The 21,774-nt window shown below is 71.6% G+C and carries 17 protein-coding genes; 9 read left to right on the top strand and 8 right to left on the bottom strand.

The annotated features are described in order from the left end of the window. The first annotated feature begins 15 nt into the window (after window positions 1-15). Window positions 16-1,218 (top strand): globin domain-containing protein, encoded by a 1,203-nt coding sequence (locus ACF07B_RS03835; RefSeq protein WP_392177634.1) that lies wholly within the window; start codon window positions 16-18, stop codon window positions 1,216-1,218. A 95-nt stretch (window positions 1,219-1,313) separates the two neighbouring features. Here ACF07B_RS03835 and ACF07B_RS03830 read toward each other — a convergent pair whose 3' ends face one another. Beyond that, window positions 1,314-1,748: an Rrf2 family transcriptional regulator gene (locus ACF07B_RS03830; protein WP_369484149.1), complete on the bottom strand. Its 435-nt coding sequence runs from the start codon at window positions 1,746-1,748 to the stop codon at window positions 1,314-1,316. 317 nt (window positions 1,749-2,065) lie between these two features. Between ACF07B_RS03830 and ACF07B_RS03825 the strand changes: the two genes are divergently transcribed. The 4 genes from ACF07B_RS03825 (at window position 2,066) to ACF07B_RS03810 (ending at window position 7,926) form a co-directional block, all read left to right on the top strand. Next, window positions 2,066-2,737 (top strand): DUF3105 domain-containing protein, encoded by a 672-nt coding sequence (locus tag ACF07B_RS03825; RefSeq protein WP_369484150.1) that lies wholly within the window; start codon window positions 2,066-2,068, stop codon window positions 2,735-2,737. Next, on the top strand, window positions 2,734-3,357 hold the full coding sequence (locus ACF07B_RS03820; RefSeq protein WP_392177633.1) for a DUF305 domain-containing protein: 624 nt from the start codon (window positions 2,734-2,736) through the stop codon (window positions 3,355-3,357). The genes ACF07B_RS03825 and ACF07B_RS03820 overlap by 4 nt, the downstream gene beginning before the upstream one ends. Window positions 3,358-3,711: 354 nt before the next feature. Further along, on the top strand, window positions 3,712-5,664 hold the full coding sequence (locus ACF07B_RS03815; protein WP_392177632.1) for a protease pro-enzyme activation domain-containing protein: 1,953 nt from the start codon (window positions 3,712-3,714) through the stop codon (window positions 5,662-5,664). Window positions 5,665-5,823: 159 nt separating this feature from the next. Beyond that, a complete protein-coding gene (locus ACF07B_RS03810) occupies window positions 5,824-7,926 on the top strand; it encodes an NAD(+) synthase (protein WP_384233323.1) in 2,103 nt (700 codons plus the stop codon). A 249-nt stretch (window positions 7,927-8,175) separates the two neighbouring features. On the opposite strand, the gene ACF07B_RS03805 is transcribed toward ACF07B_RS03810, so the two are convergent. From ACF07B_RS03805 to ACF07B_RS03790, 4 genes are all read right to left on the bottom strand, one after another. Beyond that, entirely contained in the window at window positions 8,176-9,396 is a 1,221-nt protein-coding gene (locus ACF07B_RS03805; RefSeq protein WP_392177631.1) for an MFS transporter, read from the bottom strand. A gap of 201 nt (window positions 9,397-9,597) precedes the next feature. Beyond that, window positions 9,598-10,635, bottom strand: a complete 1,038-nt coding sequence (locus ACF07B_RS03800) for an endonuclease/exonuclease/phosphatase family protein (protein ID WP_392177630.1) — start codon at window positions 10,633-10,635, stop codon at window positions 9,598-9,600. Between the two features lie 200 nt (window positions 10,636-10,835). Then, window positions 10,836-11,456, bottom strand: coding sequence for a TetR/AcrR family transcriptional regulator (locus ACF07B_RS03795; protein ID WP_392177629.1), 621 nt, complete (start codon window positions 11,454-11,456; stop codon window positions 10,836-10,838). A gap of 127 nt (window positions 11,457-11,583) precedes the next feature. Then, window positions 11,584-13,185: an MFS transporter gene (locus ACF07B_RS03790; protein ID WP_362398982.1), complete on the bottom strand. Its 1,602-nt coding sequence runs from the start codon at window positions 13,183-13,185 to the stop codon at window positions 11,584-11,586. Window positions 13,186-13,435: 250 nt separating this feature from the next. Between ACF07B_RS03790 and panB the strand changes: the two genes are divergently transcribed. The 3 genes from panB to ACF07B_RS03775 all read left to right on the top strand — a co-directional run bounded on the left by panB (window position 13,436) and on the right by ACF07B_RS03775 (window position 16,568). Next, window positions 13,436-14,320, top strand: a complete 885-nt coding sequence (panB, locus tag ACF07B_RS03785) for a 3-methyl-2-oxobutanoate hydroxymethyltransferase (RefSeq protein WP_392177628.1) — start codon at window positions 13,436-13,438, stop codon at window positions 14,318-14,320. A gap of 392 nt (window positions 14,321-14,712) precedes the next feature. Continuing rightward, window positions 14,713-15,747 carry an ATP-binding cassette domain-containing protein gene (locus ACF07B_RS03780; RefSeq protein ID WP_392177627.1) on the top strand — a complete coding sequence of 345 codons (1,035 nt, stop codon included), beginning with the start codon at window positions 14,713-14,715 and terminating at the stop codon, window positions 15,745-15,747. Beyond that, entirely contained in the window at window positions 15,744-16,568 is an 825-nt protein-coding gene (locus ACF07B_RS03775; protein ID WP_369484162.1) for an ABC transporter permease, read from the top strand. The genes ACF07B_RS03780 and ACF07B_RS03775 overlap by 4 nt, the downstream gene beginning before the upstream one ends. Window positions 16,569-16,629: 61 nt before the next feature. On the opposite strand, the gene ACF07B_RS03770 is transcribed toward ACF07B_RS03775, so the two are convergent. Together ACF07B_RS03770 and ACF07B_RS03765 are read right to left on the bottom strand one after the other, a co-directional pair. Then, entirely contained in the window at window positions 16,630-19,962 is a 3,333-nt protein-coding gene (locus ACF07B_RS03770; RefSeq protein ID WP_392177626.1) for a BTAD domain-containing putative transcriptional regulator, read from the bottom strand. Between the two features lie 14 nt (window positions 19,963-19,976). Next, window positions 19,977-20,591 carry a DUF6578 domain-containing protein gene (locus tag ACF07B_RS03765; protein ID WP_392177625.1) on the bottom strand — a complete coding sequence of 205 codons (615 nt, stop codon included), beginning with the start codon at window positions 20,589-20,591 and terminating at the stop codon, window positions 19,977-19,979. 114 nt (window positions 20,592-20,705) lie between these two features. Here ACF07B_RS03765 and ACF07B_RS03760 point away from each other — a divergent pair, with 114 nt between their 5' ends. After that, window positions 20,706-21,506, top strand: coding sequence for a site-2 protease family protein (locus ACF07B_RS03760; protein WP_392177624.1), 801 nt, complete (start codon window positions 20,706-20,708; stop codon window positions 21,504-21,506). Window positions 21,507-21,557: 51 nt separating this feature from the next. Here ACF07B_RS03760 and ACF07B_RS03755 read toward each other — a convergent pair whose 3' ends face one another. After that, window positions 21,558-21,719: a hypothetical protein gene (locus tag ACF07B_RS03755; RefSeq protein ID WP_362399002.1), complete on the bottom strand. Its 162-nt coding sequence runs from the start codon at window positions 21,717-21,719 to the stop codon at window positions 21,558-21,560. Between the last annotated feature and the right edge of the window lie 55 nt (window positions 21,720-21,774).

Genomic DNA, 21,774 nt, shown 5'->3' with positions numbered 1-21,774 from the left:
CTTTGAGGAGTCCTGATGCTGTCCGAACAATCCGCTGTCACCGTGCGCGCGACCCTCCCCGTGGTCGGCGCCGCCATAGGTGAGATCACCGAGCGCTTCTACGGCCGGCTGTTCAGCGCCCACCCCGAGCTGCTGCGCGACCTGTTCAACCGCGGCAACCAGGCCGCGGGCACCCAGCGCCAGGCCCTCGCGGGATCCATCGCCGCCTTCGCGACCCACCTGGTCGGCCACCCCGACGAGCGGCCCGACGCGATGCTGAGCCGCATCGCCCACAAGCACGCCTCCCTGGGTGTCGCGCCCGAGCAGTACGAGGTCGTGCACGAGCACCTGTTCGCCGCCATCGTCGAGGTGCTCGGCGACGCGGTCACCGCGGAGGTCGCCGCCGCCTGGGACGAGGTGTACTGGCTCATGGCGAACGCCCTGATCGCCATCGAGAAGCGCCTGTACGACGAGAACGCGGACGACGGGTCCCTGCGCCCCTGGGTGGTCACCGAGCGCGTCGAGGAGACCGCCGACGTCGCCACCTTCCTGATCCGCCCGGCCGACGGCGCGCCCCTGCCGGACTTCCGCGCCGGCCAGTACGTCTCCGTCGGCGTCGAACTCCCCGACGGCGCCCGCCAGATACGCCAGTACAGCCTCTCCCGCGCGCCCGGCTCCCCGGAGCGCCGGATCAGCGTCAAGCGGGTGCGCGCCGGCGAGAACGGCGTGACGAGCCCCGAGGGCGAGGTCTCCGGCCATCTGCACGCCCACGTCCGCGAGGGCAGCGTCCTGGAGGTCTCCGCGCCGTACGGCGACCTGGTCCTCGACGACACGGACGCCCCGCTCCTCCTCGCCTCGGCGGGCATCGGTGTCACCCCGATGATCGCCATGCTGGAGCAGCTCACGATCTCCGGCCACAAGGCCCCCGTCACCGTGGTGCACGCCGACCGCTCCCCCGCCGAGCACGCGCTGCGCGCCGACCACGAGGCGTTCGCCGGCGAGCTCGCCGACGCGGAGACCCACTTCTGGTACGAGCGGCCCGAGCCCGGCCACCCCGCCGAGCGCACCGGTCTGGTCGACCTCTCCGCAGTGACCGTGCGGCCGGGCACGCACGCCTACCTGTGCGGCCCGCTGCCCTTCATGCGCGCGGTACGCACCCAGCTCCTCGCCAAGGGCGTGCCCGCCTCCGACATCCACTACGAGGTGTTCGGCCCGGACCTCTGGCTGGCCCAGGGCTAGGGACGGGACCTCCGACCGGGTCAGGGCCAGGGCACGGACCGGCGGCCGGCCGCCGGCGGGACCGGCGGGGTGCCGTGCGGACCGGTCAGGATCCGCTACGGCCTGCGGGTGATGCCCAGCAGTACGGGCCCGGTCGGCTCGGCGACGACGTCGGTGATGGTCAGCGGGTCCAGCGAGGCGTAGAAGGCCTCCTGGGCCCGCCGCAGGGCGCCCCGCAGCCGGCACGCCGAGACGAGCGGGCACGGTGTGTCGCCCTCGCACTCGACGACGTCACCCTCGCCCTCGAAGGTGCGCACGATCGCGCCGACGGACTCCCCGCGCCCCTTCTCGGTGAGCGTGAGACCGCCGCCCCTGCCGCGCCGGGCGTCGAGCAGCCCGAGGTGCTGGAGTTCGGCGACGACCTTGGCGGCGTGCGTGTAGGGGACCAGCATGTCGGCCGCGACCTCGCGCGTGGTGGGCGTCGAGTCGCCGGCGACGGCCAGTCGCATCAGGACGCGAAGGGCCAGGTCGGTGGAGCGCAGCAGCCGCATACCCGTCAGGGTAGGTAATGCGCATCTCCGGTTCAAATTTTCTTTTCCGGCCCGGTCCGGGGTGATTCGGGCCGGACCCGTGCCGGACCCCGTGCCGTCCCCCCGCGTCCCTGCGCGGTCCCTGCGCGGTCCGGACCCGCTCCCCCGCGGGAGCCGCCCGCCTCCGCTCCACTCACATCCACCTCTCCCTCGTCCACCCCCTTCTTCGGCCAATCCCGTGCACTCCCTGGGCCAATCCGGTGCCCTCCCTGCCGACGCCCCTCCCTGCCCGATTACGATCGGCGCACCCGACCGTCCCATCCTCATAAGGACTCACCATGGGTTCCGCCAAGAACACCAGCACCGGATCGCGCAAGGACCGCATCGAGGAGCTGCGCCGCGCCGAGCGCGCCCGTGAGCGGCGCAACCGGTTCCTCGTGATCGCGGCCTCCACGGTCGTCGTCGCCGGTCTCGTCGCCGGTGGTGTCGTGCTCGTCCGGTCGCAGTCGGACGACGCCAAGAAGGACACGGCGAGCGACTCGAAGCAGCCGTCGGGGCACTTCGTCACGGGCGCGGACGGGGTGAACACCTGGAAGGGCACCCTGACGCGCAACCACGTCGCGAAGACCGTGACGTACGCGATGGAGCCGCCGGTCGGCGGTGACCACAACCAGGTCTGGATGAACTGCAACGGCGACGTCTACACCAAGGCCGTGAACAACATGAACGCCGTGCACTCCCTGGAGCACGGCGCGGTGTGGGTGACGTACAACGGCAAGGCGTCCGAGGCCGATGTGAAGGCGCTCGCGGCGAAGGTCAAGAAGACCCCGTACACGCTGATGAGCCCGGTCGAGGACCAGAAGGACCCGATCATGCTGAGCGCCTGGGGCAAGCAGCGCACGGTGACCGGCGCGAAGGACAAGAACGTCGACGCGTTCCTCTCGGAGTTCGTGCAGGGCAAGCAGACGCCCGAGCCGGGCGCGGCCTGCACCAACGGCCTGTCCCAGTGAGGCACGTCGGGTGGATCGCGGGGGCCGCGGCGACCGTGCTCGTCGCGGCCGGGGCGATCACGTACGCGGTCGCCGACGGCGGCGGCTCCGGGACGCGGACGCCCGCCGCGGACTCCGCGGACGCGGGCTTCGCCCGGGACATGGCAGTCCACCATCAGCAGGCCGTCGAGATGTCCTACATCGTGCGGGACCGCACCAAGGACGTGGAGGTACGGCGGCTCGCGTACGACATCGCGCAGACCCAGGCCAATCAGCGGGGCATGCTGCTCGGCTGGCTCGACCTGTGGGAGCTGCCGAAGGTGTCCGCGGACCCGCCGATGACCTGGATGGGCATGGGTGACATGGCGTCCGGGAAGGACGGCTCGCTGATGCCGGGCATGGCCACCAACGCCGAGATGAAGCGGCTCGGCACGCTCAACGGGAAGAAGGCCGAGGTCTTCTACCTCCAGCTGATGACCGACCATCACAAGGGCGGCATCCACATGGCCGAGGGCTGTGTCGCCACATGCGCCGTCGGCGTGGAGAAGCGGCTCGCGCAGGGCATGGTCGACGCCCAGCAGTCGGAGATCACGTTGATGGCCGACATGCTGAAGGCCCGGGGCGCGAAGACCCGCGACTAGACCGGTCGTTCGGATCGCGTGGCGGGGCGGGGCGGGGCGGGGCGGGGTCTGACCGGCGTGGGGACGGTGGGGACTCGATCCGCTCACAGAAATCGTGCGCCTCTTTACAGAGTTCGGATCGGGACATAGGGAAAACCCTCGACTATGCGCGAGGGTGCATGTCAAACCATCCCAAATGATCGCCAATTGCTGCCACTTGGTCTTTCCTTGGCTTTTTCATTCCCCTGGCATGAACGGTTCACCGTAAGAGTTGCCCCCATCTGTGATCCATTCCTCACGCTCCGGCAGGACGTGGGGCTTTCGCATGGATCACCGCAACCACTACATGCGACGAATCGCATCGCAGGGGGTTCTATGAGATCCAACCGCGCCACCGCGCGCGCCGGAGTGAGCCTGGCGGCGACCCTGCCCCTGCTCGCCGGCGCGCTGGCGCTCGGCATACCCGCGGCACACGCCACGGACGGCCCGAGCCGGGACACGCTCGCGGGCACCAAACCCGCGTGGGCGACCGCCCACGCGGACAAGGGAGCGGCTTCCGACAGCTCCCAGGTCTCGGCCCGGGTGTACCTCGCCGGCCGGGACGCCAAGGGCCTGGCGGCGTACGCCAGGGCCGTGTCCGACCCGCACTCGGCTTCGTACGGGAAATACCTCAGCACCAAGAAGACGCAGGCCCGTTTCGGCGCCACCAGGGCCCAGGTCACCGCGGTGACCACCTGGCTGAAGTCGGCGGGCCTGAAGGTCACCGGAACGACGCAGCACTACGCCTCCGTCACCGGTGACGTGGCCGCCGCCGAGAAGGCGTTCGGCACCCAGCTGCACAACTACGCCAAGGGCGGGAAGACTTACCGGGCGCCGTCGAAGACGGCTTCCACGCCCGCCGCCCTGAACGGCGCCGTCCTGACCGTCACCGGTCTCGACAACGCCCCGCACAAGGCGCGGCACGCCGATCAACTGCCGCCTCCGGACGCGGTGTTCAACAACTCCGGGCCGTTCTCCTCGTACTACGGCTCGAAGATCGCGAGCACGCTGCCGGACGCGTACGGAACGAAGATCCCGTACGCCGTCCAGGGCTACACCGGCAAGCAGCTGCGCGCGGCGTACGGAGCGGGCAAGCGCACCGGCAAGAACGTGCGGGTCGCCATCACCGACGCGTACGCCTCGCCGACCATCGCGTTCGACGCCGCCACCTACGCCTCCAAGCACGGTGACGCGAAGTACGCCAGCGGTCAGCTCCGTCAGGTGCTGCCCAAGACGTACACGAAGACCGAGGAGTGCGGGGCGGCCGGCTGGTACGGCGAGGAGACCCTCGACGTCGAGGCCGTGCACGCGGTCGCGCCGGGCGCGAGCATCACGTACGTGGGTGCCGCCTCCTGCTACGACGACGATCTGCTCGACTCGCTCAACAAGATCGTCGACGGGCACCTGGCCGACATCGTCTCCAACTCGTGGGGCGACATCGAGGCCAACCAGACCCCGGACCTGGCCGCGGCCTACGACCAGACGTTCCAGTTCGGCGCGGTCGAGGGCATCGGCTTCTACTTCTCCTCCGGTGACAACGGCGACGAGGTCGCCAACACCGGTACGAAGCAGGTCGACACCCCGGCCAACTCGGCGTGGGTGACGGCGGTCGGCGGTACCTCGCTGGCGGTCGGCAAGGGTGACAAGTACCTGTTCGAGACCGGCTGGGGCACCGAGAAGGCCACGCTGTCCGAGGACGGCAAGAGCTGGACCGGGTTCCCGGGCGCGTTCACCTCGGGTGCGGGCGGCGGTACCAGCAAGACCGTGGCGCAGCCCTACTACCAGAAGGGCGTCGTCCCGAACGCGCTGGCCAAGGCCAACAACGCGGCGGGCAACCGGGTCGTCCCGGACATCTCGGCGATCGCCGACCCCAACACCGGTTTCAAGGTCGGCCAGACGCAGACCTTCCCGGACGGGACCGAGCAGTACAGCGAGTACCGCATCGGCGGCACCTCGCTGGCCGCTCCGGTGATCGCGGCGGTCCAGGCGCTCGCCCAGGAGGCGCGCGGCGGCAAGGCGATCGGTTTCGCCAACCCGTCGATCTACGCCAAGTCCGGCTCGAAGGCGTACCACGACGTCACCGACACGCCCGGCGGCAAGCACTACGCCGTGGCCCGTGTCGACTTCGTCAACGGCTTCGACGCGGCCGACGGTGTGGCCACCTCGGTCCGCAGCCTCGGCCAGGACAGCTCGCTGAAGGCGGTCAAGGGCTACGACGACGTCACCGGCGTCGGCTCGCCCGCGAACGGCTACGTCGAGTCGTACGCCACCACCAAGCACCACCGCTGACGACCGCTCCACGGCCGTCCGCCCGGCGCGCCCGCCTCCTCCGGGAGCGGGCGCGCTCGTGCGTGCCGGGGGCACGGGGGCCGGGGCGCCGCACGTCTCGCGCGCGTCCCGGCCGGGTCCGCCACCCCATCGCGTCGGTCTGACGATTACACTGGGCGGGTGCCTCGACTTCACCCTTCTCCCCAGCAGCCGCCGGAGTTCCGGTCCCTCTACCAGCACGGCTTCGCACGCGTCGCCGCCTGCACGGGCCACACCGTCATCGCGGACCCGCACGCCAACGCCGAGGCCGTGCTGCGGCAGGCGCGCGGATGCGCCGAGGAGGGCGTCGCCGTCGCCGTCTTCCCGGAGATGGGGCTGTGCGGCTACTCGATCGAGGACCTGCTGCTCCAGGACGCGCTGCTCGACCAGGTGGAGACGGCGCTCCAGGAGGTGGTGACGGGGTCCGCGCAGCTCCTGCCGGTCCTGGTCGTGGGCGCCCCGCTGCGGCACCGCAACCGGGTCTACAACTGCGCGGTGGTGGTGCACCGCGGCCGGGTCCTCGGCGTCGTGCCCAAGTCGTACCCGCCGAACTACCGGGAGTTCTACGAGCGCCGGCAGATCGCCTCGGGCGACGACGAGCGCGGCGGCACGATCCGGGTCGGCGGGGAGTCGGTGCCGTTCGGCGTGGACCTGCTGTTCGCCGCCGAGGACGTGCCGGGCCTGGTGCTGCACGCGGAGATCTGCGAGGACATGTGGGTGCCGGTGCCGCCGAGCGCCGAGGCGGCCCTGGCGGGCGCCACCGTCCTCGCCAACCTCTCCGGCAGCCCGATCACCGTGGGCCGGGCCGAGGACCGCAAGCTGTTGTGCCGTTCGGCGTCCTCACGCTGCATCGCCGCGTACGTGTACGCGGCGGCCGGGCTGGGCGAGTCGACCACCGACCTGTCCTGGGACGGCCAGACCATGATCTACGAGAACGGGTCGCTGCTGGCCGAGTCCGACCGCTTCCCGCTCGACGACCAGTTCGCCGTGGCGGACGTCGACCTCGACCTGCTGCGGCAGGAGCGGAGCCGGACGGGCAGCTTCGACGACAACCGGCGTACCCACACCGCCCGGACCGCCGATTTCCGGACCCTGTCGTTCCGGCTCGACCCGCCCGCCGGTGACCTGGGCCTGCGGCGCCGGATCGAGCGCTTCCCGTTCGTGCCCGCGGACCCCGACCGGCTCGCCCAGGACTGCTACGAGGCGTACAACATCCAGGTCGCGGGGCTCCAGCAGCGGCTCGCGGCGATCGGTGGCCCGAAGGTGGTCATCGGGGTGTCCGGCGGTCTCGACTCCACACACGCGCTGATCGTCGCGGCCCGCGCGATGGACCGGGCGGGCCGCCCGCGCAGCGACATCCTCGCCTTCACCCTGCCGGGCTTCGCCACCAGCGACCACACCAAGGGCAACGCGCACGAGCTGATGCGCTCCCTCGGCGTCACCGCGGCCGAGCTGGACATCACGCCGACCGCCCGGCTGATGCTGAAGGAGATGGACCACCCCTTCGCCTCCGGCGAGCCGGTGTACGACGTCACCTTCGAGAACGTGCAGGCCGGTCTGCGCACCGACTACCTCTTCCGGCTCGCCAACCAGCGCGGCGGCATCGTGCTCGGCACCGGTGACCTGTCGGAACTGGCGCTCGGCTGGTCCACGTACGGCGTGGGCGACCAGATGAGCCACTACAACGTCAACTCGGGTGTGCCGAAGACGCTGATCCAGCATCTGATCCGCTGGGTCATCGGCAGCCACCAGTTCGGCGAGGACACCGACCGGACCCTCGCCGCGATCCTCGACACGGAGATCAGCCCGGAGCTGGTGCCGGGTGAGGAGATGCAGTCCACCGAGTCGAAGATCGGCCCGTACGCGCTGCACGACTTCACCCTCTTCCACGTGCTGCGCTACGGCTTCCGGCCGTCGAAGATCGCCTTCCTTGCCTGGCACGCGTGGCACGACCCGGACGGCGGCGCCTGGCCGCCCGGCTTCCCCGAGGCCGAGCGGGTCGCGTACGACCTGCCCGAGATCCGGCGCTGGCTGGAGGTGTTCTGCCGCCGCTTCTTCGGGTTCGCGCAGTTCAAGCGCTCGGCCATGCCCAACGGGCCGAAGGTCTCGGCCGGTGGTTCGCTCTCGCCGCGCGGCGACTGGCGTGCCCCGTCCGACAGTTCGGCCCGCACCTGGCTCCGCGACCTGACCCGCTTCGACCCCCCGGAGACGGACGGGGCCACGGACGAGCAGGCGCGCGGCTGACGCCTGACGGCCGGAGCCGCGGGCGAGCAGGCACGCGGCACCCGGCTGACGGACGACGGCACGCGGACACGCGGGCACGCGGCACCCGGCTGACGGACGACGGCACGCGGGCACGCGGCCGGTTTCACGGACGAGCAGGCACGCGACTGACAGCCGGGGTCGCGGGCGCGCGGCCGGCGGACGAGGCCGCGGCCACGCGGCACACGGCCAACGGCCGGGGCCGCAAACACGCGGCCGGCGGACGGCCGTTCAGCCGTGCAGTGCGGCCGGCCGGTCGGGGACGTGGGTGGCGACCACCCGCTCGTGGCCGGCCGCCGGGGCCGCGCGGCGGCGGTCCACCGCGTGGGCCACGGCGGCCACCGCGAGGCCCAGCACCGCGAGTCCCGCCCCGGCGAGGGCCGGAGAGGTCGCGCCGAAGCCCGCCGCCAGGGCGAGCCCGCCGATCCACGCGCCGCCCGCGTTGGCCAGGTTGAACGCGGCCTGGTTGGCGGAGGACGCGAGGGACGGCGCGGCGGCGGCCTTCTCCATGACCATCAGCTGGAGGGGCGAGCCGGTGACGAAGGCGGCCGTGCCGAGCAGCACCACCGCGACCGCCGCGCTCCACTCCGTACGCATCAGCACCGGGAAGGCTGCCAGCACGACCACCAGCGAGGCCAGGCCGCCGAACAGGGTGCGGCGCATCGCCTGGTCCGCGAGCCGCCCGCCGAGCAGGTTGCCCGCCGTCGCGCCGACCCCGAAGAGCGCCAGCAGCAGCGTGACGCTGCCCTCGGTGTATCCGGCGGCGTTCGTGAGCATCGGCGTGATGTAGCTGTACGCGGAGAACAGGGCCCCGAAGCCCGCGACCGTCGTACCGAGGGCGAGCCAGACGGGCAGCGGGCGCAGGGCGGCGAGTTCGCCGCGCAGGCCGCCGCCGGGGGTGTGACCGGGAGTCGACGGGATCAGCAGGTACAGCGAGGCGATGGCGGCCACCCCGATCGCGCTCACGCCGAGGAAGGTGGCCCTCCAGCCCAGGTGCTGTCCCACGAGGGTGGCGGCCGGAACGCCGGCGATGTTCGCGACGGTCAGGCCGAGGAACATCAGCGACACGGAGCGGGCCTTGCGCTCGGGCGCGACCAGACCGGTGGCCACGACGGCGCCGACGCCGAAGAACGCGCCGTGCGGCAGGCCGCTGAGGAAGCGGGCGGCGAGCAGCCAGTTCTCGCCGGGGGCGAGGGCGGAGAGCGCGTTGCCGGCGACGAAGAGGCCCATCAGGGCGATGAGGACCGTGCGGCGGGACATCCGGGCGGTGGCCGCGGCGAGCAGCGGGGCGCCGATGACGACGCCGAGCGCGTAGGCGGAGACCAGGTGTCCGGCGGCCGGGATGGATATGCGCAGGTCACCCGCGACGTCGGGCAGCAGGCCCATCATCGCGAACTCGGTGGTGCCGATGCCGAAGGCGCCCACGGCGAGGGCGAGCAGGGCCAGAGGCATGAGAGGCCTTTCGAAGGAGCTGGGGCGAGCGGGACTCCGTACGGGCGCGGCGGTTCGCGGGAAGCCGCGCGGGTACGGGCGCGCCCGCGCACGGCGATGTGCGCGGGACACGGTCGGTCGAACACCGGCTATTAAGTTTAGCTGGTGAACAAAGTCCCGCGGTACCGTGTTCCCGGAAGCCGAAAGGCGGTTCCGGGCGGGTCAGGACGCCGTCGCGTCCACCTTGACGCGGGCCGCGATCGGAAGGTGGTCGCTGCCGGTCGACGGCAGGGTCCAGGAGCTCACCGGCTCGATGCCCTTGACCATGATCTGGTCGATCCGGGCCATCGGGAACGAGGCGGGCCAGCTGAACCCGAAGCCGCTGCCCGCCGCGCCCTGCGTGGAACGCATCTGAGCGGTGACCGCGTTCAACGCCCGGTCGTTCATCGTGCCGTTGAGGTCGCCGAGCAGGACGACCTGCTTCAGGGAGTCGTCGGCGATGGCCTCGCCCAGCGCGTTCGCGCTCTTGTCGCGCTGGTGGGCGGTGAACCCGGCCTTCATCTTCACCCGCACCGAGGGCAGATGGGCCACGTACACCGCGACCCGGCCGGCCGGCGCCGTCACGGTCGCCCGCATGGCGCGCGTCCAGCCCAGCTTGATGTCCACCGGCCGGACGTCACCGAGCGGGTACTTGCTCCACAGTCCGACGGTGCCCTGCACCGAGTGGTACTTGTACGTCGGCGCGAGCGCCTTCTCGTACACCGGCACCGCCGAGGCCGTCAGCTCCTCCAGCGCGAGGACGTCGGCGCCGGAGGCGGCCACGTCCCGGGCGGTGCCGGACGGGTCCGGGTTGTCGGCGTTGACGTTGTGGGTGGCGACGGTCAGATCGCCGCCCCCGCCGGTCTTGTCGGTGAGCAGTCCGCCGAAGAGGTTCAGCCAGACCGCGCCGGTCAGCACCACGGCGATCAGGGCACTGGCGGACCTGCGCACGAAGGCGAGGACCAGCAGGACCGGGATGAACACCCCGAGCCACGGCAGGAACGTCTCGGTGAGACTGCCGAGGTTGCCGATCCGGTTCGGGATCCGCGCGTGCGTCAGCATCACCAGGGCGAGCAGCAGCGCGATGGCGGCGAGGATCAGCCCGCGCCGCCAGATGCCGCGGTCGCCGCGCCAGCCGTCGAGCAGGCGCCGGAGCCGGGAGTCTCTGCGTTCCGGCCCCCGGCCGTCGCTGCCCGTCTCCGTCATATACGCCTGCGCCATACCGTCGCCTCACAAAATGCCGTGCGCACCGTCTGCCCCTCGACTACGACCCTAGGGGATGTCCGGTGTGGTTCTCGCCGTCCGGGACGGCCGTACAGGCAAGGGGACGTACAACTCGGCGTCCGGAGTTCCGCATCCTGGCACGAGGTGCGGCCTCTGTGACGAAACGCGCACATTCACCCCGTCAGAAACAGTTCGTGTCACGGCCGGGCGGGGCGCAGGCCCTCCAGCAGCGTGTCGACGATCTGCTCGGCGAGGCCCTCCGGGAGTTCGGTGTCCGGGCGCATGACGGAGCGGACGAGCATGGGGCCGACGAACATGTCGTTGAGCAGCTCGACGTCGACGTCGTCGCGGAGTTCGCCGTTCTCCTGTCCGCGGCGCAGCAGTTCGTAGCCCTGTTGGCGTCGCGGCGCTATGACCGTGGCGTCGTACGCGGCCCACAGTCTGGGGCTGCTCTTCATCTGCGCGTAGACGTTGTGCAGGATCGCCGAGGAGCGGCTGACGAGACCGCGGCGGCGCAGGGACTCCAGCAGGACGACGAGGTCGTCGCGCAGGGAGACGCCGGGGAGTTCGGGGTCGGTGGGCTCGGCGCCGCGCAGGACGTCGACGAAGAGTTCTTCCTTGCCGCTCCAGCGGCGGTAGATCGTCGCCTTGCCGACGCCGACGGTGCGCGCCAGCCGCTCGATGGAGATGTCGGCGAGCGGGACCCCGTCCTCCAGGAGCTTCATCACGCCCTCGATGATGGCGCGTTCCACCGCCTCGCTGCGGGGACGACCCCGGCTGGGGCACACCTGCCTGTCTCGGCTGTCCGCGAGGCTCACGTCGAACTCCGTTCCCATCGTCGACCAGGTGTCATTCTCCCCCGTTCACAGCGGTGGCGGGCACACCGCGCGACGTGCCCGCCGTGGGCACCCGGGGCGTGGGTGCCCACGGTCGCGTACGCGCGTGTCAGTCCTGTCCGAGGTCGGCCGTCACCAGCTCGGCCTCCTCCTTGCCCTCCGGCTCGGCGGCCGGACGGCCGGGCAGGAACAGCGCGACGACCACCGCGCCGATGACCGCGACACCCGCGCCGCACAGGGCGGTGACGTGCATCGCGTGCAGGAAGGCGTCGTTCGCCGGGGTGACGAGGGCCTTGCCCTGCGGGCCGAGCTTGGCGGCGACACCGAGGGTGGCCTCGATGGACTCGCCCGCGGTGTGCCGCAGGGGGGCCGGGACGAGGGAGAGCTTGTCCTCGATGCCGTTGCGGTAGGCGGTGGAGAGCACGGAGCCGAGGACCGCGATGCCGAGGGCGCCGCCGACCTGGCGGAAGGTGTTGCTCAGCGCGGACGCGGAGCCGGCCTTCTCGCGCGGCAGCGCCTGCATGATGACGACGCTGGTCGGGGTCATGATGTGCGCCATGCCGGTGCCCATCAGGAAGAAGATGACTTCCAGGAGCCAGATCGGGGTGTCCGCCTCCAGGGTGGCGAACGCGGCCAGCATCGCGGCGATGAGCACGAGGCCCGCCGTGCAGGTGGCGCGGTTGCCGAAGCGGTCCACGACCAGCCGGGCGCGCGGGGCGAAGATGAGCTGGGCGACGGCCAGCGGGAGCATCAGCAGGCCGGTCTGAAGCGGCGAGTAGCCGCGCACGCTCTGGGTGTAGAAGACCGAGAAGAAGGTCACGCCCATCAGCGCGAAGAAGACCAGGGCAATGGCCGACATCGCCGCCGAGAAGACCTTGTTCTGGAAGTACGAGACGTCGATGGACGGATGGTCGCTGCGCTTCTCGAACAGCACGAAGCCGATGAGGACGGCGAGTCCGGCGCCGATCGTCGCGAGGACCTGCGGGTCGGTGAAGTCGGCGAGCTGGCCGCCCTTGATGATGCCGTAGACGAGCAGGACCAGGCCGATGATCGAGAGGACCACGCCGACCGGGTCGAGGCGGCCCGGGTTCGGGTCGCGGGAGTCGGGGACCAGCCAGATCATGAGGCCGATCGCGAGCACCACGATGGGCACGTTGATCAGGAAGACCGAGCCCCACCAGAAGTGGTCGAGGAGCACGCCGCCGGTGATCGGGCCGATCGCGATGGCGAGGCCGACGCCGCCGGCCCAGATGCCGATGGCCTTGGGCTGCTCGTCGCGCTCGAAGACGTTCATGAGGACGGCGAGGGTCGCGGGCATCACGAAGGCGGCGCCCAGGCCCATGAGCGCGCGGAACGCGATGAGCTGGACGGGCGAGCCGGACTCGGCGGCCAGCGCGGACCCGATGCCGAAGACGGCGAGACCGGCGAGCAGCACCTTCTTGCGGCCGAGCCGGTCGCCGAGGAGGCCCGCGGTGAACAGCAGGCCGGCGAAGACGAGCGTGTAGGCGTTGATGGCCCACTCCAGCTCGCCCTGGGTGGCTCCGAGCCCGGTGGGCGCGGGGGTCGAGATCGTCTTGATCGCGACGTTCAGGATGGAGTTGTCGAGCACCACGATCAGCAGGCTCAGCATGAGCGCGCCGAGGATCGCCCAGCGGCGCCGGTGCACCGCCTCGGGTACTCGTCGTTCGAGCGGTGGAGCGGAAGTTGTCATGACGGCCAGCCTAGAGGAAATTCGATACGGCACCGTCTCGTATCGGAAATGCTTTACGCAGAACTTACGAAGAGACCTGGGCCTCCGGACGGAGGCCGAGGGGGAAAGCCGGAGGGAGCGGGTGGAGCGTGGCGTGAACGACATCGGGTCGGGCGGGCCCGGTCTAGCCGCGCGTTGCGCGAGGTGCCACCATGGAGGTGATCCGGGGACGCCGTCAGGGTGCCTCGAGATGACATAAGGAGCCGTTGCGATGACGCAGGTTTCGGCTGCCCAGGAGCAGCCTGCGGAGGGTGTCCTCAAGGCCGGCAGCAGCAAGGCGCTGTACGGGGGCAAGAGCACCCGCCGTATCACGGTGCGCGACATCACCGCCGCCAAGGAGCGCGGCGAGAAGTGGCCCATGCTCACCGCCTACGACGCGATGACCGCGTCCGTCTTCGACGAGGCCGGCATCCCGGTCATGCTCGTCGGCGACTCGGCCGGCAACTGCCACCTGGGGTACGAGACGACCGTCCCGGTGACCATGGACGAGATGACCATGCTGTCCGCCGCGGTGGTCCGGGGCACCAGCCGCGCCCTGATCGTGGGCGACCTGCCCTTCGGGTCCTACCAGGAGGGTCCGGTGCAGGCGCTGCGCTCGGCGACCCGGCTGGTCAAGGAGGCCGGGGTGGGCGCGGTGAAGCTGGAGGGCGGCGAGCGCTCGCACCGCCAGATCGAGCTGCTGGTGGAGTCCGGCATCCCGGTGATGGCGCACATCGGCCTGACCCCGCAGTCCGTGAACTCCATGGGCTACCGCGTCCAGGGCCGGGGCGAGGAGGCCGCGCACCAGCTCCTGCGGGACGCCAAGGCGGTCCAGGACGCGGGCGCCTTCGCCGTCGTCCTCGAACTGGTCCCGGCGGAACTCGCCGCCGAGGTCACGCGCAGCCTGCACATCCCGACCGTCGGCATCGGCGCGGGCCCCGAGACCGACGCGCAGGTCCTGGTGTGGACCGACATGCTCGGCCTGACCGGCGGCAGGATGCCGAAGTTCGTCAAGCAGTACGCCGACCTGCGCGGCATCATGGGCGCGGCGGCGAAGGCGTTCGCCGAGGACGTCGTCGGCGGGACGTTCCCGCTGGAGGAGCACTCCGTCCACTGAGCCGCCCACCGAGGCACCTCGGCCGCCGGGACCCGGGCTCTCGCGGCCGATGAGCCGCCCGAACCCTGGCCCTCGCGGCCGATGAAACGCCGAGTCCCTTGAACCTCCAGGACACCCGGGGGGTCCCGAGGCACCGAGCCACTGCGGCACCAGAGACAACCCGCCGATCTTCCCCCGTCGGCGGGTTGTCGCCGTTTTCGCGCCCTGTCGGCGGTTGTCGCCGCGCAGGCGTGTCCTGTCGGCGGATCGTCGCCGCGCGGGCGTGTCCTGTCGGCGGATGTCGCCGCGTGAATGCGTCCTGTCGGCCGACTGTCGGCGACCTATCGGTAACGGTCGGGTTCTGTAGGCGGCCTGTCGGTCGTTTGTCGGTGGCGCCTGGCACCTTGATGGACATGACGCGAATCGACAACACGCCCCGGCAAGCTGCGACCGGCCGCAGCGCCGTCACCGTACGGGGGCTGGTCAAGCACTACGGCGAGACCAAGGCGCTGGACGGGGTCGACCTGGATGTGCGCGAGGGCACCGTCCTCGGAGTCCTGGGCCCCAACGGCGCCGGCAAGACCACCCTCGTCCGCTGCCTGTCCACCCTCATCACCCCCGACGCCGGAACGGCCACGGTCGCCGGCTTCGACGTGCTGAGGCAGCCCCGGCAGCTTCGCCGGGTGATAGGCCTCACCGGCCAGTACGCCTCGGTCGACGAGAAGCTCCCCGGCTGGGAGAACCTCTACATGATCGGGCGGCTGCTCGACCTGCCCCGCAAGGACGCCCGCCGCCGCGCCGACGAGCTCCTTGAGCGCTTCTCCCTCACGGAGGCCGCCAAGCGCCCGACGTCGACGTACTCCGGCGGCATGCGCCGCCGGCTCGACCTCGCCGCCTCGATGATCGGCAGCCCGGCCGTGCTGTACCTGGACGAGCCGACGACCGGTCTCGACCCGCGCACCCGCAACGAGGTGTGGCAGGAGGTCAAGCGCATGGTCGCCGACGGCGTCACCGTGCTGCTCACCACCCAGTACATGGAGGAGGCCGAGCAACTGGCCTCCGAGCTGACGGTCATCGACCGCGGCAAGGTCATCGCCGGCGGCCGGATCGACGAGCTGAAGGCGCGCGTCGGCGGCCGGACGCTGCGGATCCGCCCGCTGGATCCCCTGCAACTGCGCCCGCTGGCCACCATGTTCGACGAGTTGGGGCTCACCGGCCTCGCCACGACGAGCGTGGACAGTGAGACCGGCAGCGTGCTGGTCCCGATCCTCAGCGACGAGCAGCTCACCGCCGTCGTCGGCGCGGTCACCGCGCGCGGCATCACGATCTCCTCCATCTCCACCGAACTGCCCAGTCTGGACGAGGTGTTCCTGTCCCTCACCGGTCACAAGGCCAGTGCCCCGCAGGACGAGAACCCCGCCCGCGCCTACGAGGAGGTCTCCGCATGAGTACCGCCACTGTCGAAGCCCCCCTCGCCGTCGAAGCCGACGCCCGCATCTCGCCGCGTGCGCACGCCCGCCATATCGGCGCCCTGATCCGCCGCAATCTGCTGTGGATCCGCCAGGACCCCGAGTCGATGTTCGACGCCGTCCTGATGCCGATCATCTTCACCCTGCTGTTCGTGTACGTCTTCGGCGGCTCCATCGGGCAGTCGCTGGGCGGCGGCCAGGACGTGTACGTGCAGTACGTGATGCCCGGCCTGATGGCGATGACGACCATGAACATGGCGACAGCCGTCGGTACCGGCTTCAACGAGGACTTCCACAAGGGGGTGATGGACCGCTTCCGCACCCTGCCGATCGGCCGGGGCTCCGTGCTCTTCGCCAAGATCGTCGTGGAGCTGATGCGGATGCTCGTCGCCACCACGGTCCTCATGATCGTGGGCGTGCTGGTGGGCTTCGACATCACGAACTGGCCTGGCCTGTTCGCCTCGGTGGGCCTCGCCGCCCTCTTCTCTTCAGCCCTGATGTGGATCTTCCTGGTCCTCGGGGTGACGATGAAGAACGCCCAGTCCGTCCAGGCGATGGGCTTCCTGGTGCTGTTCCCCCTGCAGTTCGGTTCGTCGATCTTCACGCCGACCACGACGATGCCCGGCTGGCTGCAGACCTTCACCGACTACAACCCGCTGTCCAACCTCGCGGACACCGCTCGGGGCCTGATGGTGGGCGGCCCTGTCGCGCACGACCTGTGGCTGACCCTCGGCTGGTCGGCTGCCATCACCCTGGTGATGGCGCCCATCGCCATCCACAAGTTCCGCACCAAGAGCTGACGTCCGACGCACGGACCCGGCCCCCCACCGGGGCCGGGGCGCGCCGGTTCGCGTCCGCGCCTCAGATGAGGGCGGCGGCCTCCTCCACGGAGAGGCCGCCGCCCTCCGCGTATGCCGCCTCGTACGCCGCGTCGCCGAGCACGGCCCGCGCGCCCGTCTCGGCCCGCTCGCGCACCTCGACCTCCATGGGACCGGCGAAATGGCCCGGCGGCAGCAGGGCGTCCGCGGCGCCCAGGAGCCGGGCCGCGTCCGGGGCGCGACGACCGCCGTCCAGTTCGCCGAGGGCGATGGCCGCCGTCGTCAGATGGGCGGAGGGCATGTGCGGCGCGATCATCCGCGACAGCCGGTCGACGGACCGTTCCAGAGCCACGCACACCTTGTCCAGGGCGCTCTCGCTCTGCCCGTCGATCGCGTCCAGCCAGGCTTCGATGCCCAGCATGAACCCGTCGAACAGGACGAAGGAGCCGGCCCCGAAGTCCTCGCGGAGCAGCCGGATCTGCTCGCGCGCCTCATCGATCCTGCCACTGCGGCCGAGCCAGGTCGCGAGGAAGAGGTGGGCCGCCGGCATGGCCTCGTTGTGGGCGCCGTGCCCGTTCGCCAGGACGTCGCGGATCATCCGCTCGCCGCGCTCGGCCTCGCCCAGTTCCATGTACATGCAGCCGAGCCGGACGTCGAGCACGGCCGTCTGGGCGCGCGCGCCCAGCCGCTCGGCGTACTTCCCCGCCTCCGCGTAGTCCGCGGCGGCCGCCCGGAAGTCGCCCTTGCGCTCATGGGCCTCCCCGCGCGCGGAGAGGGATTCGGCGGCGCCCCAGGCGTCACCGATGCGTCCGAAGAGCTCCAGTGCCTCGTCGGCGTCCACGGTGGCGTCGCCCGCCATGTCGGCACGGTTGGCGAGGATGTTGGCACGCATCTGGAGGGCGGTGGCCAGTTCCCAGTCGTAGCCGAGCTCGCGGCAGGTGCTGACCGTCCTGTTGATCACCTCGGTGAACCGCTCCATCGTGCCGGTGAGCAGCACGGCGTAGAACCAGAGGTAGCCGGGGGTGCGGCAGGTCTGCGGCATGCCGGGCTCGTAGGTCGTGCTGATGGTACGGAGCTTCTCCTGGGCCTGCGGGGTCTGCCAGGCCCCCATGTCCATGTCCATATAGGCGAGATGGACGAGGTGGACGCCGCGCCGGGCCTCTTCGAGGACCTCCGCGCGCATCGGCGGCGGCGAGTCCGTGCAGCGCTCGTACAGCGGGACGGCCGGGCGCACGGGCGGTGCGAAGGGGTCGGGGCCGAGGCCCATCACCTCCATGGACCAGGCACGGGCGTCGACGCGCTGGTCGCGGATCTGCCAGTACCAGGCCAGCGACAGGACCATGCACAGCGCCTCCTGCTCGTCGCGTTCGGCGACGGCGTGCCGCAGGGCGGTGCGCAGGTTCTCGTACTCGCGCTCGATGTGGTCGATCGCGGCGCGCTGTCCCGGGCCGCGCAGCAAGGGGTCGGTGGTGCGGGCGAGTTCGCGGTAGTACGTGAGGTGGGCGCGCTCGGTGGCCCCGCGGGCGCCCGACTCGTCGAGACGTTCGCCCGCGTACTCGGCGACGGTCTCCAGCAGCCGGTAGCGCATCTGCGTGTCCGCCTCGCCCGAAGGGGCGGCGACGACAAGGGACTTGTCGACGAGCGAGCCGAGGACGTCCAGCGCGGCCGGACCGCAGACGGCCTCGGCGGCGGCGAGGTCGCAGCCGCCCGCGAACACCGACAGCCGCCCCAGGGTGTCCCGTTCGGCCTCGTCGAGCAGATCCCAGGACCAGTCGACGACGGCGCGCAGGGTCTGCTGCCGGGGCAGCACCGTGCGGCTGCCGGAGGTGAGCAGCCGGAACCGGTCGTCGAGCCGGTCGGCGATCTGGCGCGGGGTGAGCATCCGCAGCCGGGCGGCGGCGAGTTCGATGGCGAGCGGGAGGCCGTCGAGGCGCCGGCAGATCTCGGCGGCCGCCTCGGGGTCGTCCTCGACACGGAAGCCGGGCCGGGCCGCGGCCCCCCGGTCGGCGAGCAGCCGCAGCGCGACGGGTTCCGGCAGCGGGTCCACCGGGCGCAGCAACTCCCCCGGTACGCCGAGGGGTTCACGGCTGGTGGCGAGCACGGTCACCCCGGGACAGCGTTCCAGCAGGGCCTCGGCGAGGTGCGCGGCGGCGACGACGACATGTTCGCAGTTGTCGAGGACGATCAGCATCCGGCGCTTGGCGCAGTGTTCGGCGAGCCGGGTGAGCGGGTCGTCGTGCCGGTCGGCCACGGCGCGCATCTCCTCGGCACCGGCTCCGCGCAGGACGGTCTCGCGGGCGCCGACGGCGGTCAGCACGGCCTCGGGCACGGCCTTCGGGTCGTCCACCGGGGCCAGTTCGGCCAGCCACACCCCGTCCCGCAGGGTGGGCGCCAGGGCCTCGGCCGTCTCCTGCGACAGCCGTGTCTTGCCCGCGCCGCCGGGCCCGAGCAGGGTCACGAGCCGGGCGGTCGCGAGGTCGCCCCGGATGGCATCGATGTCTTTCTCACGCCCCACGAAGGAGGTGAGCCGGGCACGGAGGTTGCCGGGGGGTGGTGACCCGGGGCGGGAACGCCGCTCGACGAGGTGGTGATCAGTCCCCGTGGCGCGAGTCTCCGCGCCCTGCGTTCGCTCCCCGCCACCGACCCCGGTCGGGCGGAGCAGCTCCCCGTACAGGGACTGGAGCTCCGAGCCGGGGTCGGATCCCAGGCGATCGGCCAGCACGTGTCGTACGTCTTCGTACGCGGCCAGGGCCTCCGCCGTGCGGCCCGCTTCGCGCAGAGCGCGGAGACGCAGGACCTGGAGGGGCTCGTCCAGGGGGTGGGCGTCGCACAGGGCGGTCAGTTCGGGAAGGGCGGATTCGGCGTGTCCGAGGGCCAGCGCCGCGGTGAGGCGAGCGTGCCGGGCGCGCAGGTGACGGGTTTCCCATTGGGCTGCTTCGGCGGTGCGGTCGGGCAGGTCCGCGAGGGCGGGGCCGCGCCACAGCGCCAGGGCGTCGTCGAGGATGACGGCGGCCTTGGCCGGGTCCCCGTCGGCGACGGCCCGGCTGCCTTCACCGGCGAGTCGCTCGAAACGGTGCAGGTCGACATCGTCGGGCGAGGCTTCGAGCCGGTAACCGCCGTCGGCCGAGGCGACGGAGTCCGCGCCGAGGGCCCGACGCAACCGCCCGACCAAGGCCTGCAGCGCTCCTGTCGCGTCGGCGGGCGGGTCGCCGTCCCACACCTCGTCGACCAGGAGCGCCGCCGGCACGGTCCGGTCGACCCGCAGGGCGAGGACGGTCAGCAGGGCACGCAGCCGCGCGCCGCCGACCGGGACGGGCGTGCCGTCGGGGCGGAGTGCCTGGGTGGTGCCGAGAATGCGATAGCGCACGGGGTCCATTGTCTCTGGTGGCTTCAGGTGCGGGGGCCGGGTACGTACAGATCGGCCAGGACTCCGGCCCGGCCCTCGCCGAACCATCTGGGGCTGCGGTCCACGGCCTCCGACGAGCGCGACGCGGGCACCGGCTCCCGGGTGCGCGAGCCGGGCCCGGTCTCCGCGAAGTCCTGGTGCACCAGGTGGATCGTACGGACCGTGCCGGTCGTCCCGGGCCACCGGGCACCGTGCCGCTCGACGGTGAGCAGACCGCTCCAGGCCACCCGTCGGCCGGGACCCGGCCCGGTTCCGTCACCGCCCGAGCCGGAACCGGTGCCTCTGGCCCTGCCCCGGCCCCTGCCCGTACCCCTGCCCCTGCCCCTGCCCCTGCGGGTGTCCGCGGCATTGTCGTCGGGATCACCGGGCAGAGCCACGACCAGGCCGTCGTCCGCGCGCAGCACCCGGATCTCGGCTCCGTCGTCGCGCACGTACTCCGGTGTCGCCGTGATCGCGCTGAGCGCCCCGGACCAGCCGCCGCCGAGGGTCTCGCCCCCTTCGTCCAGCAGGAGCGGCCAGGTCACCTCGTCCCCGACCGAGAAGGGGGTGCCGCAGCACTCCATCTGCCAGTCCGCGTAGAACACCCGCCACAGCCCCATTCCCCCAGCCTCCCCGGAACCGATGCCCCATGGCGAGACGTTTTCCGCTTGAGCCCGGTACGGTCGGGCAGTCTCCAGCACACGTTCGTCGGCCCAGCCAGTCCAGGGAGCCCCATGACCACCGTCGCGACCCGCCGCAGTGACCGGAGGATCAGCCCCGTCTTCGTCGGCATCGTGGCCGTCATGGGGGTGACCGGCTGGGCGGCGTGGTCCGGGTTCGCCGAGCAGCCCGGTGTGGCCGTGTTCCTCTTCGTGACGGCGGCCTGGGTCGTCTCGTTGTGCCTGCACGAGTACGCGCACGCCCGCACCGCCCTGCACAGCGGCGACATCTCGATCGGCGCCAAGGGCTATCTGACCCTGAACCCTCTGAAGTACACGCACGCGCTGCTGAGCATCGTGCTGCCGCTGCTCTTCGTGATCATGGGCGGCATCGGTCTGCCGGGCGGGGCGGTCTTCATCGAGCGGGGCCGTATCCAGGGCCGCTGGAAGCACAGCCTGATCTCGGCGGCGGGCCCGCTGACGAACGTGCTGTTCGCCGTCGTGTGCACGGCCCCGTTCTGGCTGCACGCCCTGGACGGCGTCCCCCCTGCCTTCCGCTACGCGCTGGCGTTCCTCGCGCTGCTCCAGGTCACGGCCGCGATCCTGAACTCCCTGCCGGTCCCGGGCCTGGACGGCTACGGCGTCATCGAGCCCTGGCTGTCGTACGGCGTCCGCCGCCAGGTCGAGCCCTTCGCGCCGTTCGGACTGCTCGCGGTGTTCGGGCTGCTGTGGATCCCGCCGGTGAACCAGGAGTTCTTCCACCTGATCGACGCCGTCCTGGGGGGCCTCGGCATCGACGGCCAGGACACCGACTGCGGACAGTGGCTCTACCGCTTCTGGGAGGCGAACAGCGACATCTGCGTGCGGTCCTCCTGACAGGACCGGGGGCGGGAACCCACGTCCCGGCCGCGGGGTCCTGCCCAGCGGCTACGCCCTGCCCCGCCGCGCGTAGTACCAGGTCATGTTCGACGACAGGCCCGCCATCAGCACCCAGACGATGCCCAGCCAGCTGCCCTGGACGAACGAGACGACGGCCGCGGCCACGGACAGCACACAGACGGCGAGGGCGTAGAGAGCGAGGCGGGGCATGGGGTCGGCTCCTGTCGGGGGGACACTGCTTGGCACCAGTGTCCCCCACGGGAGC

This window comes from Streptomyces sp. NPDC015532 (assembly GCF_043078065.1).
In the GTDB taxonomy this organism is placed as follows: domain Bacteria; phylum Actinomycetota; class Actinomycetes; order Streptomycetales; family Streptomycetaceae; genus Streptomyces.
The sequence above is the reverse complement of the archived record's forward strand: the minus strand, read 5'-3'. Positions and strand labels throughout refer to the sequence as shown.

Bases quoted from the DNA above. Each gene is read 5' to 3' on its own strand.
- ACF07B_RS03835 (WP_392177634.1), top strand. From the start codon at position 16: ATGCTGTCCGAACAATCCGCTGTCACCGTGCGCGCGACCCTCCCCGTG.
- ACF07B_RS03830 (WP_369484149.1), bottom strand. From the start codon at position 1,748: ATGCGGCTGCTGCGCTCCACCGACCTGGCCCTTCGCGTCCTGATGCGA.
- ACF07B_RS03825 (WP_369484150.1), top strand. From the start codon at position 2,066: ATGGGTTCCGCCAAGAACACCAGCACCGGATCGCGCAAGGACCGCATC.
- ACF07B_RS03815 (WP_392177632.1), top strand. From the start codon at position 3,712: ATGAGATCCAACCGCGCCACCGCGCGCGCCGGAGTGAGCCTGGCGGCG.
- ACF07B_RS03805 (WP_392177631.1), bottom strand. From the start codon at position 9,396: ATGCCTCTGGCCCTGCTCGCCCTCGCCGTGGGCGCCTTCGGCATCGGC.
- ACF07B_RS03800 (WP_392177630.1), bottom strand. From the start codon at position 10,635: ATGGCGCAGGCGTATATGACGGAGACGGGCAGCGACGGCCGGGGGCCG.
- ACF07B_RS03790 (WP_362398982.1), bottom strand. From the start codon at position 13,185: ATGACAACTTCCGCTCCACCGCTCGAACGACGAGTACCCGAGGCGGTG.
- panB (WP_392177628.1), top strand. From the start codon at position 13,436: ATGACGCAGGTTTCGGCTGCCCAGGAGCAGCCTGCGGAGGGTGTCCTC.
- ACF07B_RS03780 (WP_392177627.1), top strand. From the start codon at position 14,713: ATGACGCGAATCGACAACACGCCCCGGCAAGCTGCGACCGGCCGCAGC.
- ACF07B_RS03775 (WP_369484162.1), top strand. From the start codon at position 15,744: ATGAGTACCGCCACTGTCGAAGCCCCCCTCGCCGTCGAAGCCGACGCC.
- ACF07B_RS03770 (WP_392177626.1), bottom strand. From the start codon at position 19,962: ATGGACCCCGTGCGCTATCGCATTCTCGGCACCACCCAGGCACTCCGC.
- ACF07B_RS03765 (WP_392177625.1), bottom strand. From the start codon at position 20,591: ATGGGGCTGTGGCGGGTGTTCTACGCGGACTGGCAGATGGAGTGCTGC.
- ACF07B_RS03760 (WP_392177624.1), top strand. From the start codon at position 20,706: ATGACCACCGTCGCGACCCGCCGCAGTGACCGGAGGATCAGCCCCGTC.
- ACF07B_RS03755 (WP_362399002.1), bottom strand. From the start codon at position 21,719: ATGCCCCGCCTCGCTCTCTACGCCCTCGCCGTCTGTGTGCTGTCCGTG.